We start from the raw sequence: 16,079 nt of genomic DNA, 5'->3' as shown, positions 1-16,079 counted from the left end.
CTCTCCTCAGGCGTTGCCGCGCGGCTCGCGCGGCAGGCCGAGCGCGCGCTCGGCGATGATGTTGCGCTGAATCTCGTTGGTCCCGCCATAGATCGTGTCGGCGCGCGAATAGAGGAACAGGTTGGGCAGCAGCGGGAAGGCGTAGTCGCTGCCTTCCGCCACTTCGCCCGCCTGCCCCAGCACGTCCATCGCCAGCTCCCCGAGCGACTGTCGCCACGTTGCCCATTGAATCTTGTAAGTCAGCGCCGCCGGGCTGGCCGTGCCGTCCTCGGTCGCGGTCAGCATCCGCAGTGCGCCGTAGCGCATCAGCCTCAGGCCGATCTCGGCCTGAGCGATCCGCTGGCGGATGCGCGGATCGGCCGCGGTCCCGTTCGCCCGCGCCGCATCGATCACCGCGTCCAGTTCGTTGCGGAACCCCATTTGCTGGCCAAGCGTCGAAACGCCGCGCTCCAGCCCCAGCAGCGCCATGCCGACCTTCCAGCCATCGCCGGGCTCGCCCAGGATATTTCCCGCATCCGTCCGCGCGCCGTCGAAGAAGGTTTCGTTGAACTCCGCTTCACCGGTCATCTGGTGGATATGGCGCACGGTCACGCCGGGCTGGTCGATCGGCACCAGCAGGAAGGACAGTCCCTTCGGCCCAACCGTGCCCTCACCAGTGCGCACGATCGCGAAGATCCAGTCGGAGAATTGGGCAAGGCTGGTCCACACCTTCTGCCCTTCGACCACCCAGTCGGTCCCGTCGCGCCACGCGCGGGTGCGGATATTGGCGAGGTCGGACCCGGCGTTCGGCTCCGAATAGCCCTGGCACCAGATTTCCTCTCCGGCCGCGATCGCGGGCAGGAAGCGCGCCTTCTGCGCCTCGGTCCCGAAGGCGAGGATCGTCGGCCCGGCCAGTTCGATCCCGACATGGTTGAGCCGCGCCGGCCCGCCCGCCCGGGCATATTCCTCGGCGAAGATAACCTGTTCCGCGAGACTGGCATCGCGTCCGCCATAGGCGGATGGCCAGCCGACACAGCTCCACCGCGCCGCGCCCAGATGCCGCTCCCACTCGCGCCGCCGATCCGATTGCTCGACCAGGCTGGTGACGCCGCGCACATCGGCGAACGGGCCGGACAGCGCAGCATCCAGCCACGCCGCCGCCTCGGCGCGAAACGCTTCCTCGGCTTCTGAGAACCCCAATTTCATGCCGCGATGCTCTCCAGCCCGATCAGCCGCGCGATCTGCTCGCGATGCCATTCGGGCGTGCCGAGCAGCGTCCGGTCGGCGCGCGCGCGCTTGAAGAACAGATGCGCGTCATGCTCCCACGTGAAGCCGATCCCGCCATGAAGCTGGATCATCGCCCCGGCACAGATGGAATAGGTATCGGTCGCGAACGCCTTGGCCGCATGGATCGCAATCGCGGCATCGGCCGAGCCCTCGTCGAGCGCGCAGGCGGCCCAATAGACTGCCGATCGCGCCTGCTCGATGTCGACCATCATGTCCGCCAGCCGGTGCTTCACCGCCTGAAAGCTGCCGATCGCCCGCCCGAACTGGATACGCTCGCGCGCATAGCCGACCGTGCGGTCGAGGCACGCCTGCGCTCCGCCCAGCGCATCGGCAGCGATGGCGACGCACCCCGCCGCCTGCGCCGCGGCAAGCGCATCGCCCGAGAATGGCAGCGCTTCGCCCTTCGCCGCATCCAGCGACACGCGCGCCAGTGGCCGCGTCTGGTCCATCGTCACGGTCGCGGCGACCGTCACGCAATCCCGCGTCACCAGCGCCAGCCGGTCTCCCGCGGCAACCACGAACAGATCCGCCACCGCGCCATGCGGCACGAAGTCGAAGATCGTCGCATCCGCGCCACCCAGCGCCAGCGTCCCGATCGCTTCCCCGCTCGCCAGCCGCGGCAGCCATTCCGCGCGCTGCGCCTCCGATCCCCCCGCCGCGATCGCGCTCGCCGCCATCGCCGAACTGGCGATGAAGGGCATCGCCGCCACATGCCGCCCCGCCGCTTCGGCCAGGATCGCCAGCTCGACCATCCCCAGCCCGGCCCCGCCATAAACTTCGGGCAGTGCCACCCCGGCCAGCCCGATCCCCGAAAACTCCGCCCACAGCGCACGGTCCAGCCCGGTCCCGTCGGCCATCGCCGCCCGGGTCCGTTCGCTCATCGCCGCTTCCGCGAACAGCGACGCGGCAGTCTCGGCGATCATCGCCTGTTCGCTGGTGAAGGCGAAATGCACTTAGCTGCCCCAGACGGCTCGCGGGGCCGGCCGCTTCGCCAGCAGCGCATCGACCGCGACACCCACCTCGGCCGGCGCCCATTTCGCATCCTGCTCGATCGTCGGGCCAAGGTCCCAGCCCCGTTCGATCGTGATCCGCCCGCCTTCCAGCTCGAACACGCATCCGCTGACATGCGCGGACTCCGCCGAGCCGAGCCACACCACGGTCGGCGCGATATTGTCCGGATCCTGCTTGTCGAAACCCTGCTCGACCGCCGCCATCTTCTCGGCAAACGCCCCTTCGGTCATCCGCGTCCGCGCAGCCGGAGCCAGCGCATTGGCGGTGATGCCATAGCGGCCAAGTTCGGCGGCCTGCACCAGGGTCAGCGCGGCGATCCCGCCCTTGGCGGTCGAATAGGCCGCCTGCGCGATCGATCCCTGAAGCCCCGCGCCGCTGGTGGTGTTGATGATCCGCGCGTCGACCTTGCCGCCCGCCTTCTGCACCCCGCGCCAATAATCCACGGCATGGCGCGAAACGCAGAAATGGCCGCGCAGATGGACGTGCATCGTCGCATCCCATTCCTCGGGCGTGGCCGATACGAACATCCGGTCGCGGACGATTCCCGCATTGTTGACTACCACGTCGAGCCCGCCGAACGCGTCGATCGCCGCTGCCACGATCCGCTTCGCGGCGTCCCAGTCGGTGATGTCGTCATAATTGGCGACGGCCTTGCCCCCCGCCGCGACGATCTCCGCGACCACCGCATCGGCGGCAGAGGTATCCCGCCCCTCGCCCGAAAGGCTGGTGCCGATATCGTTCACCACCACGTTCGCGCCCTCGGCGGCAAAGGCGAGCGCATAGCTGCGCCCCAGCCCGCGCGCGGCGCCGGTGACGATCACCGTCCGGCCTTCGCAAATCCCCATCTTCACAGCCTCTCGATGATCGTGACGTTGGCCAGTCCACCGCCCTCGCACATCGTCTGCAGGCCATAGCGGCCGCCCGTGCGCTCGAGTTCGTGGAGCAGGGTCGTCATCAGCTTCGCGCCCGTAGCGCCCAGCGGATGCCCCAGCGCGATCGCGCCGCCATTGACGTTGACGCGCGACAGATCGGCGTCGAGTTCCTTCGCCCAGGCCAGCACCACGCTGGCGAACGCCTCGTTGATCTCGACCAGATCGATGTCCGACAGCTTCAGGCCGGTCTTCGCCAGCGCGTGTCGGGTTGCAGGGATCGGCGCGGTCAGCATGAATACCGGGCTGTCGCCGCGCACGCTCAGGTGGTGGATGCGCGCGCGCGGGGTGAAGCCATGATCCTTCACCGCCTGCTCGCTGGCGATCAGCACCGCCGACGCGCCGTCCGAAATCTGGCTGGAGACGCCTGCGGTGATCTTGCCGCCCTCGCGCACGGTCCTCAGGCCCGCCAGCCCGTCCAGCGTGGTCCCGCGCCGCACGGTCTCGTCCATCGCGAAGTCGCCGACTGGCAGGACTTCGCGGTCGAACCGCCCCTCGTCGATCGCCCGCTCGGCGCGCCGGTTCGATTCCAGCGCATAGACTTCCATGTCCTCGCGGCTGATCCCCCAGGTGTCGGCGATCTTCTCGGCGGCGTAGATCTGATTGATCTCCTCGCTGCCGTAGCGCGCGGTCCAAAGCGGCGAATTGGAGAAGGGCGTTTCATGGCCATAAGTCTGACCGGCGAACATCGCCGCCGAGATCGGGATGGCGTTCATATTCTGCACGCCGCCCGCCAGCACCAGATCCTGCGTGCCCGACAGAACGCCTTGCGCCGCGAAGTGGATCGCCTGTTGCGACGATCCGCACTGGCGGTCGATCGTCACCCCTGGCACCGCTTCGGGCAGTCCCGCCGCCAGCCAGCAGCTCCGCCCGATATTGCCCGCTTGCGGCCCGATCGCGTCGACACAGCCCCACACGACATCGTCCACCGCCAGCGGATCGAAGCCCAGCCGCGCCACGACGTCGCCGATCACATGCGCGCCAAGGTCCGCGCTGTGCATCTCCGCCAGACTGCCCTTCTTGCGCCCGGTGGGCGTCCGGATTGCATCGACGATATAGGCTTCGGCCATCTCAGTTCCTCAAGCGAAGGTTTCGGCCGGGCCGACGGGGATCGCGCCGCCGATCACGGCAGCGTCGATCCGGGAAAGGTGGAAGGCGCGGTCGCCCCACGCGCCGGCCATCGCCCAGGCGCGCTTCATCCAGAAATGGAGGTCGACTTCGTAGGTATAGCCCATCGCGCCGTGGACCTGGATCGCGGTCTCGGCCATCGCCACCGCTGCGTCGCACGCGGCGAGCTTGGCATGGCTGACATGCACCGAAGCATGGGCCTCACCATGCTCCACGGCACAGGCCGCGCGCAGCAGCACCGGCCGGGCGAATTCGATCGCCACCGTCGCGCTGGCGAGGTGATGCTTCACGGCCTGGAACGCGCCGATCGGCTCGCCGAACTGCTGCCGCGTCCCGGCATAGTCGACCGACAATGCCAGCATCGCATCCGCCGCACCCAGCGCCTGCGCCGCTGCCATCAGCGCCGCGCGGTTCAGCAGATCGTCGGAGCTCCCTGCGACGGGCGTGCCAGCCACGGTGACTGGCTTGGACAAGCGCCGCAGCGGATCGACGCTGTCCGCCGGATGCTGCGCCGCTGCTGTACCGATCAGCAGCCCGCCCGCCCGCGCGGAAAGTACATGCGTCGCCCCGTCCAGATCGGCGACCCACGGATTGGCCGGATGCTGCAACGCCACCCGCGCTTCGCCCGATGCGATCGCCGCCAGCAACGCATCCTGCCCGCCCGCATTCGTCAGCAGGGGGGCCGCGACGAACGCGCCGTCGATCAACGGTTCGGACAGCCCCGCGCGCCCGGCCTCGATCGCGATCAGCACCGCTTCGACGGTGCCGAGCCCCAGCCCGCCCTGATCGGCGGGCACCATCAGGCCCGGGAGTCCCATCTCCACCAGGCTTGCGGCAATCGCGGACGAACGCCGCGTCGGTTCACCGTCCAGCGCACGCAGCACTTCGGCGCCATGCGTCCCGGACAGGAATTCGCGCACCCCATCGACAAGCGCACGCTGGTCTTCGGTCAGGCGGAAATCCATCAGCCCGCTCCCTGCCGCGGCAGGCCAAGCAACCGCTCGGCGATGATGTTGCGCTGGATCTCGTTCGACCCGGCATAGATCGGGCCGGAGAGCGAGAAGATATAGCCTTCGAGCCAGGCATTGACCTCGCCATCGGCGAAGTGGCGCAGTTCGGCGGCCGCGCCGAGGATCTGCATCGCGGTGCGGTGCATCGCCCGGTCCAGCTCGGACCAGAAAATCTTGTTGAGGCTGGCTTCGGCGCCGATATGCCCGCCCGCAATGATCCGCGACGCGACCATATAGGTGTTGTAGGCGTACGCCTGCGCGCCCTTCCACGCCGCCGACACGGCTTCGCGCGCGCCCGGCGACACGCGCGAACCCTGCGCCCGGCACAGCTCGACCAGCCGTGCCGCCGTCGCCTGAAACCGCGCCGGGCTGCGCAGCATCAGGCCGCGCTCGAACCCGGCAGTCGCCATCGCGACGTTCCACCCCTCGCCTTCGCCCGAGATCCGGTTGGCCACCGGCACGCGGACCTCGTCGAAGAAAAGTTCGGCAAAGCCAGTATCGCCGTGCAGCTGGCGGATCGGCCGCCGCGTGATCCCCGGCGCGTTCAGGTCGAACAGCAGGAAGCTCAGCCCCTTGTGCCGCTTCGATCCTTCCTCGGTGCGGAACAGGCCGAACCCCCAATCGGCATAGGCGGCGCGGCTGGACCAGGTCTTCTGACCTGTCAGCACATAATGATCCCCGTCGCGCACCGCGCGGCTGGCGATCGCCGCCATGTCCGATCCCGCGCCCGGCTCGGACCATGCCTGCGCCCAGATCACTTCGCCCTTCGCCATCGGCGTCAGGAAGCGCGCTTTCTGTTCGTCCGTACCGAATTCCATGATCGTCGGGCCGAGCAGGAAGATGCCGTTCTGGTTGGCGCGGTTCGGCGCGCCCGCGCGCCAATATTCTTCTTCGAAGATCAGCCACTGGATCAGGTCCAGCCCGCGCCCGCCATAGGCTTCGGGCCAGGTGACCATCCCCCAATTGCCCGACGCCAGCCGCCGTTCCCACGCGACATGCTGGCGATAACCGTCCTCGCGCTCAAGCGTGACGAGCGCACCAACCGGCACATTCGCCGCCATCCATTCGCGCACCTCGGCGCGGAACGCCTGTTGTTCGGGAGTGTAGGCGAGATCCATCAGAATTTCGCCGCCTTGCCCGTCTCGACGAACGCATCGCGCGCGCGCTGGCTGTCCTCGTGCATGTACATTTCGAGGGTAAAGCCCTGTTCCCAGCGATAGCCGCGATCGACGTCACGCGGCTCCAGCCCGTTCAGCGCTTCCTTGGCGATCACCAAAGCCTTGCGCGATTTGGACGCGATCACCGCGCAAAAGGCCCGCGCTTCCTCGATCAGCGTGTCGCGCGGCACGACTTTCTCGACCGCGCCGAGCCGGTAGGCTTCCTCCGCAGGAATCTTCCCGCCGGTGAAAAAGGCCGAGCGAACTTTGTGCAGCGGCAGCATGCGGGACAGGTGGCTAGCCCCGCCCATCGCGCCGCGATCGACTTCGGGCAGCGAGAAATAGGCGTCGTCGGCGGCGATGATCGTGTCGGATGCGCCGCAAATGCCGATGCCCCCGCCGATCACGAAGCTGTGCACCGCGACGACCACCGGCACCTCGCAATCGCGCACCCCCTTGAAGGTCAGGTAATTGCCGCGATTGAGCAGGGTGATCCGCTCGGGATGCGCCTGCATCTCCTTGATATCGACGCCGCCGCAAAAGCCGCGACCCTCGGCGCGGATTAGCACGACGTTCACTTGCGGGTTGCGTCCCGCCTCGGCGATGATCGCGGGCAGGCTGTTCCACGTCTCGCTGTCGAACGCGTTGACCGGCGGCACGTCGAAAACGATCTCCGCGATCCGGTTTTCGATGGTCGTGGTGATCGGCATCAGGCGGGGAGCCTTTCGGTTGCGGGAGCCAGCGCAGTGATCCGTTCGCGCGCTTCATTCTCGATGCTGGAAAGAAGCTCGGCGCAGCCCGGCAGGTCGCCCAGCCGCCCGGCAACCAGTCCGGTCGCCATGATCCCGCCCGCAGCGTCGCCTTCGACCACCGCGCGCTGGATCAGCATCGGCGCGCTGGCGGCCATCATCGCCTGCGGCAGCGAAAGCCCGCCGTGGCTCGTCATGCCCTTGGCAGCGCGATACAGCTCGGCCCAGCTCGCGCCGGTCTGCCGCTTCATCGCCAGCCCCGCCTCGATCGCGCGAAGCCACAGGCCGATCCGGCCCGAACGTTCGATCCGGCCCAGCGCTTCGTTGACGATCATTCGCTGCGGCATCCCGTCGACCTTGGTCGAAACAATGATGTCGCCGGTCTCCGCCCTCACGTACCGCGCCTTGACGGCATCAGGCAGCGGACTCTCGCGCGTCATCAGGAACCGGCTGCCCATCGCAATGCCCGCCGCACCATAGGCCAAAGCCGCCGCCAGCCCGCGCCCATCGGCAAAGCCGCCCGCCGCGATCACCGGCACCTGCACCGCGTCGAGCACCTGCGGCAGCAGCACGGTCGAGGCGACCGACCCGGTATGGCCCCCGCCCTCCCCGCCCTGCACCACGACCATGTCGACGCCCAACTGCACCATCTTCTGCGCATGTTTCACCGCGCCGATGGTCGGCACGCACAGGATCCCGGCATCGCGAAACCGCCCGATCATCTTCGCGTCCGGCCCGCGCCCGAAGCTCACCGCGCGTATCTGGTCGCGATGTTCCAGGATGATCTCCACGATCTCCGCCGCGCCCGGCTGAAACATGTGGAAGTTCACGCCGAACGGCTTATCCGTCCCTGCCTTCACCGCCGCGATCGCGTCGCGCACTTCGCCCGGCGTCATCACCGCCGCCGCGAGGAAGCCGAACGCGCCCGCTTCGCTCGATGCGATCACCAGCGCTGGCGTCGCGACCCAGCCCATCGCGGTCTGGATCACCGGCAGCCGACACCCCAGCCGCTGCGTCATCACGGTGGACAGCGGATCGTGCATGATCAGCCTTCGCCCGCCTGCTTCTTGTTGGCGGCGGCCATGCCCTTGCCATCCAATCCGCCCAGGCTGTTGCCGGTGGTCAGGTCGTTCTGGGCATGGGCGAAATGGTGCATGTGAAACACCGCATCCATCGCGGTGCGCTTGCCGCGCAGTTCCTCGACATGGTTCAGCGCCTGCTTGATCAGCCAGTTGCCGAGGCGCGGCCGCGTCGCCAGCTCGTCGGCGATCGCCTTCACGTCGGCGTCGAGCGTCTCGCGCGTCGACAGGCGGTTGACCATGCCGAACTGATGCGCCCGCGCCGCCGGCATCCGCTCGCCGAGATAGAGGAATTCCTTGGCCACGCGCGGCGGCAGTTCGAAACCGTGCGCGAAATATTCCACGCCCGGAATGCCCATCCGGCCAACCGGATCCTGGAAGAACGCATCCTCGGTCGCGACGATCAAGTCGCACACCCATGCCAGCATCAGCCCGCCCGCGATGCACGCCCCCTGCACCGCCGCGATGGTCGGCTTGGGAATGTCGCGCCAGCGCCGGCACATGCCCAGATAGACTTCCTGCTCGCGCGTGTAGAGCAGTTCCGCCGCCGGCTTGTTGACGTGATCCGCCAGCAGATGCGCCCGGTCGAAGCTCTTGTGCAGGTCGCGCCCCGGTGTGCCGATATCGTGCCCGGCGGAGAAATGCTTGCCCGCCGCGCGCAGCACGATGACCTTCACCGCATCGTCGTCCACCGCACGGCGGAAGGCAGCGTCCAGCGCATAGGTCATCTGGCTGTTCTGGGCGTTGTTGAAGCCCGGCCGGTTCATGGTGACGTAGGCGACCGCGCCATCGACCGAATAGAGCACCGGCTCCTCGGTCTCGTACACGATGTCGACCTGTTTCGGGGGGACCAGATCGTCGCTCATGCAGCCACCTCCTCGCGCGTGGCGGACGGATTGCCCTTGATCACCGTGGCGCGGATATTGTGGGGGTCGAGCCGGGCGATGATCGCCAGCTGCTCGGCGTCCGGCATCGGCGTGACCGGCACCTCGGCGGGCGCCAGCACCGCGAAGCCCGTCGCTTCGATAACCTGATCGGCGGTCACGCCGGGATGCAGCAACACCAGCCGGATCGCATGGTCCGGCCCGCCGAAATCCATCACGCACAGATCGGTGACGATCAGCCGCAGATCTACGCCCGAGAAGTTCGCCCCTGCCGGCCGCCGCGCGGGATTGTACCCCACGCTCGACACCATATCGACTTCGCCCTCGACGAAGATCCGCTTCGAATGCGCAGGCACGAACATCGAATTGACGTGGTGGATCGAATTGCCGGGAAAGCCGCGCACGCCCAGCATCTGCACCTTGGGCTGCGTATAGGTCCCGCCAAGGCAGGACAGGTTCGTCTGGCCGAACCGGTCGATCTGGGTCGGCGAAACCATCGCGTGCCGCCGCCCGGTCCACACCGCGCTGTCGAAGAAGCGCGAGAAGGGCAGATACCCTGCCGCCTTGCGGTCGTCATAGCCGCGCGGTCCGATCGGCACCGGCTCCTCGACAAGGAACGCCTCGCCATCGGTCATCATCAATTCGGGGCTGTGAGTCAGCTTGGCGAGGCTGGCGCCAAGGCGCGGCACCGGGCCGATACCCGTCGCGACGACTTCGCCATTGCCGCGATACGCCTCGGAACAGGCGACGATCAGCAGTTCGGCCAGCGTGGGAGCCTGGGTCATTCTCCGCTCCTCAGAAGATCGGCAGCGGCAGCTTCGCCACTGCATCCGCGCCGCCCGCGCGCTGGAGGTATCCGGCCTCGTCCGCGCCGATCACGTCGCGGGAATAGCGGTCCCAGCCGCCTTCCTCGCTCGCGCTGGCGACATAGGATTTGAACGCCGCCATGTCCCAGCCATAGCTGGGCGGCATCGAGGTCGGGTGCGCTCCGAACGGCACCTCGATCACGCCGTGGACGAAGCAGCGCTCGAAGATATTGGCCTTCGCATCCTCGGGATAGGCGAGGTCCATCCGCTCGACGACTTGCTCGGCCGACACATAGGTCCGCGCCGCGGCCTTGGCGAACCACTCGTCATAATAGGTATCGGGGCCCAGCGCCTGAATGTTGCCGCGATGGTCGGCGCGGTGGACATGGATCAGCGCGGCGTCGAGCGGGATGGCGGGCATCGCCAGCAGAACCTCGCCATCCGCATAGGGCGACGTCACCGTCTCGAACCCGCCATGCGTCACCACATCGGTGCCCAGCCCGACGCGGGTCGGCAGGAAGGGCAGGCGCAGCGCGGCGGCCTTCAGCCCCCATTGCAGCATCCCCTCGTCCAGCTCGAGCACCTCGATCGCGCCGCTTTCGCGCGCCTTGCGGAACCAGGGCTCGAGGGGGATCGCGTCGAGCGAGACGAAGGCGAAGACCAGCTTGCGCACCTTCCCCGCCGCGCACAGCATCCCGACATCCGCGCCGCCATAGGTGACGATGGTCAGGTCCTTCAGACCCGAACGCAGAATCGCGCGGACCAGCGCCATCGGCTTGCGCCGCGGCCCCCAACCGGCGATGCCGATCGTCATCCCGTCCGAAAGTTCGCCGACAAACGCGTCGAGCGACAGGCGCTTGTCCATCGTCCCCTGCATCCTCTTGTGGGGCGTTTTCCGCCCCGGTGATGCAGCCAGCTATGAACCCGCCGCCCGCCCGGTAAATCACCATTTGGGGAGAAAACCGCGCCGGTTCGAAAGACAGTTTTTCAGGCGTTTGTGCGCAGGTTTGAAGGCTATCCGAGCATCGCCACGCTGCGCAGGATCAGCCGCACCAGTTCGGCCTGCCGGCCCACGCCGACCTTGGCGAAGATCTTCTTCGAATAGGTCCGCACCGTACTTTCGGTCAAACCGGTCTCGCGCGCGGCTTCGGCCAGCGTCATTCCCTGCGAAAGCAGCGCCGCAAGGTTCGCCTCGGACGGCGACAGGTCGAAAAGAGTTGCGATCAATCGCTCGAACGACCCACTCTGCCCGGCCTCGGTGGCATAGACCACCACCGCCGGACCGATATCCGAAGGTGTCAGCTTCTCGCGGCGGATCGCGCGGACCAGGATGCCGAGGCCATCGGCGTCATGATCGGCGCAACGGAACGCCTTGACGAAATCGCTGTCGCCGTCGCCCATCCGCACCGACAGGGCATGGTCGACCATCTCGCGAAAGCGGATCGCATCGGTCCGCCCGCTCAGCGTCAGCCGTCCCTCGACGAGCCGGAACGTATCGCCGCGATCGATCATCCTCCGCGCGGCGCCGTTGGCGCGCACCATCCGCCCGCGCCCGTCGATGATGAAGGTCCCGATCGTCAGCCGGTCGAGCGCGTCGGTCAGCACTTCCAACTCGGATTCGTCGCGATAGATGCGTGAGAACAGCGCCAACGCCTGCTCGAAATGCGGGCGGAGCTCGGCCATGAACGCCTTGTGCGCATCGGTGAAGCGCAGCCCCTCGCCGCCGCTGACCAGTCCGATATTGCACTCCAGCCCACCCGGCTCGCTGACATACATGCCCAGCGCCTGCTCGATGCCATAGGGCTGCATCACGATCCGGTAGAATTCGCTTTCTTCCAGCGCTTCGCGGCTGGCGACTTCCTCCAGCAGCACGATGTCGCCCGAACGCTGGAGCGCGTTGCGCAACGGATCGAGATGCCCGATCGCGGCGTGACGGTCACCGATATCGCGAGCCATCTCGCCATGCACCGGCGTCGGCTTGCCCCAGATCACCATCGGCGCGAGGCCCTTGCGGCTCAGCTGCAGCGTGATCGCGGCATTCTCGCACCCGATCGTGTCGACCAGCGCCGAGAGGAAATCGCGCCAAGGCACGATTTCCAGCGGTCCGCCATAGAGCAGCTTGAGCAGGTCGCTGGTCGGCGCCAGAGGCTGGGTCATTGCAGCACCGCCGGCCGCTCGCCGCCGCCATGCAGCGGAATATTCGCACCGGTCACATAGGCAGCGTCTGGAGAGGCCAGCCAGGCGACCATCGAGGCGACGTCCCCGCCCCGCGCCATACGCCCCATCGGCACCGTCGCGGACAGCCGGGCAATGCCCTCGGGTCCGCCATAATGCTCGTCCTGCCCCTCGACCGCTTCGACCAGCCCGACCACGATCGCGTTGACCCGCACCAGCGGTCCCCATTCCATCGCCAGGCTGCCGGTTGCGCTGAGCAACCCCGCCTTGGCCGCGCCATAGGCTGCAGTGCCGGGCGAAGGCCGCTGTCCCGAGATGCTGGCGATATTGACGATGTGCCCGCCTTCCGCCTGATCGCGCATCGCCGCCTGCGCGGCGCGGGCAAGATAGAGCGGGGCCATCAGGTTCAGCGCGATCACCTTTTCGATCAGGCGCGGCGAGGAGTCCGCCAGATCGGCCTTGGGCGATCCGCCGGCATTGTTGACGAGCAGATCGAGCCGTCCGAACCGCGCCTTTACCTGCGCGACCAGATCGTCGGCGACTTCGGCCGAACGGATATCCGCGGCGAAGAACACGGCTTCGCGCCCGTCGGGCCCGGCGATGGAAGCTTCGGGAGCCGAGCGTCCGCACACCGCCACGTCCCAGCCTTCGCCGAGCAGCCGTTCCGCGATCGCCTTGCCGATGCCGCGCGTGCCGCCCGTCACCAGTGCCACCCGCTTCTCGCTCACGCTTGCCCTCTCCTCAGTCGCTCCGGGAAGCTCTGGTCCCGATCGCTCGCCTCAGTCTCCCCCCATTTGGGGACAGCGCAAGATGCGATCGATCAGGGGCGGGACATATCGGCAAGGCCGCGGCGATAGGCGGGCATCCCGGCGAGGATCAGCACAACGATCATCGGCAGCACAACAGCACCGGTGATCGCGATCGAATAGCGCAGTGCATTCTCGTCGCCGAAACCGAACTGGGTGATCGCCGCGATCACCGATCCGCCAAGCCCCATGCCGATCAGGTTCACGCCCAGCAGGGTCAGCGCGGTCACCTGCCCGCGAAGCTGATTCGGCGTCACGTCCTGGATCGCGGCGAGGATCACGCCCTGCGAAGCCTGCCCCACCAGCGTACCGATGCCCATGAAAAACAGCGCCAGCGTGGGCGTCGGCATCAGCGGGCCGATGATCAGCGGCAGCCCTTTCAGGATGGTCGCGACGAGCACCACCTTCATGTTCGCGTCGGCCTGTCCCTTCTGGACCAGCCGCCCGGCGAACCAGCCGCCGAAGATCGTTCCGATCGTGCCGCACACCAGCATCAGCGTGCCGAAATAGAAACCGACCTGACTGGTCGTCATGCCATAGGTGCGGATCAGGAAGGTCGGGTACCAGACGCTCGTGCCGATCGCGAGCAGCGCGATCAGCGCCGTCGATCCGATCAGCATGCCGTAGAGCTTCCAGCGCTCGCGAATGAACGCGAAGACCTCGCGCAGCGGCATCGCCGCGCTGTGACCGCTGGCCATTTCCTGCCGCTTGGGCTCGCGAATGGTCATCACCAGCAGCGCGATCACGATGCCGGGCAGGCCGACTGCGATGAACACCATCTGCCAGGGCTGATGCGCGCCCAGCCAGCCCAGATCGCCGGCCCCGGGCTGCGAGAAATGATGGAGCAACGCCGCGCCGACGATCAGCGCCAGCCCGCTGCCGATCGGATAGCCGATCGCGTAGAAGCTGATCGCCAGCGCTCGCTTGCTGCGCTCGAAATAGTCGCTGATCAGCGAATAGGCCGAGGGGCTGAGCGTCGCCTCGCCCACCCCCACGCCGACACGCGCCGCGAACAGCAGGCCGAAGCTGCGCACCGTGCCGCACACCATCGTCATCGCCGACCAGAACAGCACGCCCCACACCACCAGCCGCGTCCGCTTGGGGCTGGTATCGACGAAGCGCCCGATCGGGATCGCCGCCAGGCTGTAGAGGATCGCGAAGGCGAATCCCTGCAACAGGCTGATCTCGAAATCGCTGAGGCCCAGGTCCTTCTTGATCGGCCCGACCAGCAGCGTCAGCACGCGCGCGTCGATCGCGCTGAACGTGTAGGCCAGGAACAGGACGAAGACGACGTACCAGCGATAGAGGCCGGGTTTCGACGTGGCAGGCGCGCTCGCCTGTTCCGCGACTGACGCCATTACCAGGCTGACTTCGGATTATCGCGGGCAAGCAGCCCTTCGGTCCTGAGCCTGATCATTGCGTCCCCTTCCTCACTCTCGGGCAACAGCCAGAACTTGCCGCTCCGGATTCCCGCGAGGGCGAAGGTGGCGACCTCCTCCGGCTCCGTCAATTTCATCTTGAGGCCCGTCGTCTTGAGCAGGTCCTCCATCGTCCGGTAGGCGACCGGCTCCTCCGGCTCGTCCCCGGCATAATCAGCGGGGCGCACCAGCCGCGAGGCCATGATCCCGGTGTTGACCGTGTGCGGTCCGGGGAACAGCACCGCGGCGCTGACCGGCTTGCCTTCGCGCAGCAATTGCTGGTGGAGCACTTCGGAAATGCTCGTCACCGATGCCTTGGTCGCGGCATAGATCGGGGTGTTGGGCAGTGAACGTAGCCCCCCATTGGTCGACGAGGTGTTGATCACCACGCCTTCCTCGCCCGATTCCAGCATCCGCGGCACGAATGCCTTGATGCCATGAACCACGCCCATCACGTTGACATCGATGCCCCATCGCCAGTCATTGACCGGCAGCGACCAGATCGTCTTCTTTGCTTCGCCCAGACCGACGCCAGCATTGTTGAACAGCAGATTCACATGGCCGAAGCGAGCGAACACCTGATCCGCCAGCGCATCGACCGAGGCTTCCTTGGTCACATCGACCTGAATGCCGGTCACTTCACCGCCCAGCGGCGCGATGGCTTCGGTCACTTCACCGATCTTCGCCGCGTCGATGTCGGCGACGACGACGCGAGCGCCCTCGGCCAGCAATTGCTCGCAGAGCGAGCGGCCCACACCACTCGCTCCGCCCGTCACGACCGCGACTTTCCCTTCGAAAGACCGCATCAGGCAGCCTGCTCGGCAGGCGCGGACAGGTCGATGCCGATATTGCCCGGATCGTCATAGCGGCCGACCCATTGCGGCGCGATCCATTCGCCCGGCACCTTGCGCAGGATCTGCCCGCTCGTCTGGGTCGCGCCTTCGACATATTGCATCGACACCAGCTTGCGCACGGGAATGTCGATCAGCGGATCATAGGGCGATTCCGCCAGCCGGATCTCGCCGGTCATCGCGCGTCGGGTGGTGTAGTTCCGCTTCCAGTTGAGGCGCGTGAGGAACACGTCGCCATCGAATTCGCCCGGCGTGTCGATCGAGGGCAGCCCCTTGTAGCAGAACAGATATTCCTCGAACTGCTTCTCCGCGTCGAGTTCCTCGCCGATCGTGCCTTCGACTTCGAAATAGGTGATGCCATGCCGCGAGCAGGTGGCGCGGACGTGATCGCCCTGCCGCTCGAAGCTGGTCTCGGCGATCTTCTTGGGTTCGCCGAACCGCTCGCGGCCGGAGGTGACGACCGTCTCGCCTTCCATCGCCATATGGAAACAATAGGCGCCCGGTGTGCCTTCATAGGTTGCGTTGATGCCCATCGTCAGCGCGCCGATCTCGACCGTCCGCTCCTCGGTCACGTGCATCGCGACATGCGCCAGCTGGACCCACACTTCGGGCCGCTCGACCGCCACCAGCGGCTGCGGCAGCAGCGCGCGGACGACTTCCGCGTCGGTCTCGTACGTCGCGCGCACGCCGCGCACCGTGTTGCGAAGCGCGCCCGCATTGCGCGTCGCGGCGGGACCCTGGAGGTAGCGAAGTCGGCTCATCGTCGTTCCTTTCACTCGGGCACAGCTCTCCCGCCCGCGAAAGTCAGCC

The 16,079-nt window shown here is 67.2% G+C and carries 16 protein-coding genes; all 16 read right to left on the bottom strand.

Annotation, left to right across the window (positions count from 1 at the left end):
- Positions 1 to 6: 6 nt before the first annotated feature.
- Positions 7 to 1,185, bottom strand: coding sequence for an acyl-CoA dehydrogenase family protein (locus HHL13_RS21660; protein WP_169558053.1), 1,179 nt, complete (start codon positions 1,183 to 1,185; stop codon positions 7 to 9).
- Entirely contained in the window at positions 1,182 to 2,219 is a 1,038-nt protein-coding gene (locus HHL13_RS22880; RefSeq protein WP_169558052.1) for an acyl-CoA dehydrogenase family protein, read from the bottom strand. Before HHL13_RS22880 ends, HHL13_RS21660 begins: the two co-directional genes overlap by 4 nt.
- Positions 2,220 to 3,122 carry an SDR family oxidoreductase gene (locus HHL13_RS21650; protein WP_169558051.1) on the bottom strand — a complete coding sequence of 301 codons (903 nt, stop codon included), beginning with the start codon at positions 3,120 to 3,122 and terminating at the stop codon, positions 2,220 to 2,222. It lies immediately after the preceding gene.
- Between the two features lie 2 nt (positions 3,123 to 3,124).
- The gene (locus HHL13_RS21645) at positions 3,125 to 4,276 is read right to left on the bottom strand and encodes an acetyl-CoA C-acetyltransferase (protein WP_169558050.1); all 1,152 of its coding nucleotides are present in this window, start codon (positions 4,274 to 4,276) and stop codon (positions 3,125 to 3,127) included.
- Positions 4,277 to 4,285: 9 nt separating this feature from the next.
- Positions 4,286 to 5,299, bottom strand: coding sequence for an acyl-CoA dehydrogenase (locus HHL13_RS21640; RefSeq protein ID WP_169558049.1), 1,014 nt, complete (start codon positions 5,297 to 5,299; stop codon positions 4,286 to 4,288).
- Positions 5,299 to 6,462 (bottom strand): acyl-CoA dehydrogenase family protein, encoded by a 1,164-nt coding sequence (locus tag HHL13_RS21635; protein ID WP_169558048.1) that lies wholly within the window; start codon positions 6,460 to 6,462, stop codon positions 5,299 to 5,301. Before HHL13_RS21635 ends, HHL13_RS21640 begins: the two co-directional genes overlap by 1 nt.
- Positions 6,462 to 7,211 (bottom strand): enoyl-CoA hydratase family protein, encoded by a 750-nt coding sequence (locus HHL13_RS21630; RefSeq protein WP_169558047.1) that lies wholly within the window; start codon positions 7,209 to 7,211, stop codon positions 6,462 to 6,464. Before HHL13_RS21630 ends, HHL13_RS21635 begins: the two co-directional genes overlap by 1 nt.
- The gene (locus HHL13_RS21625; RefSeq protein ID WP_169558046.1) at positions 7,211 to 8,293 is read right to left on the bottom strand and encodes a nitronate monooxygenase; all 1,083 of its coding nucleotides are present in this window, start codon (positions 8,291 to 8,293) and stop codon (positions 7,211 to 7,213) included. Before HHL13_RS21625 ends, HHL13_RS21630 begins: the two co-directional genes overlap by 1 nt.
- A 2-nt stretch (positions 8,294 to 8,295) precedes the next feature.
- Complete coding sequence (locus tag HHL13_RS21620; RefSeq protein ID WP_169558045.1) at positions 8,296 to 9,195, bottom strand: enoyl-CoA hydratase; 900 nt, start codon at positions 9,193 to 9,195, stop codon at positions 8,296 to 8,298.
- Entirely contained in the window at positions 9,192 to 9,998 is an 807-nt protein-coding gene (locus HHL13_RS21615; RefSeq protein ID WP_169558044.1) for a ketoacid CoA transferase, read from the bottom strand. The genes HHL13_RS21620 and HHL13_RS21615 overlap by 4 nt, the downstream gene beginning before the upstream one ends.
- Positions 9,999 to 10,008: 10 nt before the next feature.
- Entirely contained in the window at positions 10,009 to 10,884 is an 876-nt protein-coding gene (locus HHL13_RS21610; protein ID WP_169558043.1) for a CoA transferase subunit A, read from the bottom strand.
- 149 nt (positions 10,885 to 11,033) lie between these two features.
- The gene (locus tag HHL13_RS21605) at positions 11,034 to 12,176 is read right to left on the bottom strand and encodes a LuxR family transcriptional regulator (protein WP_169558042.1); all 1,143 of its coding nucleotides are present in this window, start codon (positions 12,174 to 12,176) and stop codon (positions 11,034 to 11,036) included.
- Complete coding sequence (locus HHL13_RS21600; RefSeq protein ID WP_169558041.1) at positions 12,173 to 12,922, bottom strand: SDR family oxidoreductase; 750 nt, start codon at positions 12,920 to 12,922, stop codon at positions 12,173 to 12,175. Before HHL13_RS21600 ends, HHL13_RS21605 begins: the two co-directional genes overlap by 4 nt.
- Positions 12,923 to 13,014: 92 nt before the next feature.
- Positions 13,015 to 14,358, bottom strand: coding sequence for an MFS transporter (locus tag HHL13_RS21595; RefSeq protein ID WP_169558040.1), 1,344 nt, complete (start codon positions 14,356 to 14,358; stop codon positions 13,015 to 13,017).
- Positions 14,358 to 15,224, bottom strand: coding sequence for an SDR family NAD(P)-dependent oxidoreductase (locus tag HHL13_RS21590; protein ID WP_169558039.1), 867 nt, complete (start codon positions 15,222 to 15,224; stop codon positions 14,358 to 14,360). Before HHL13_RS21590 ends, HHL13_RS21595 begins: the two co-directional genes overlap by 1 nt.
- Complete coding sequence (locus HHL13_RS21585; protein ID WP_169558038.1) at positions 15,224 to 16,030, bottom strand: acetoacetate decarboxylase family protein; 807 nt, start codon at positions 16,028 to 16,030, stop codon at positions 15,224 to 15,226. Before HHL13_RS21585 ends, HHL13_RS21590 begins: the two co-directional genes overlap by 1 nt.
- Between the last annotated feature and the right edge of the window lie 49 nt (positions 16,031 to 16,079).

This window comes from Sphingomonas sp. G-3-2-10, assembly GCF_012927115.1.
Taxonomy (GTDB): Bacteria; Pseudomonadota; Alphaproteobacteria; order Sphingomonadales; family Sphingomonadaceae; genus Sphingomonas.
This window is presented reverse-complemented; position numbering and strand designations above follow the sequence as displayed.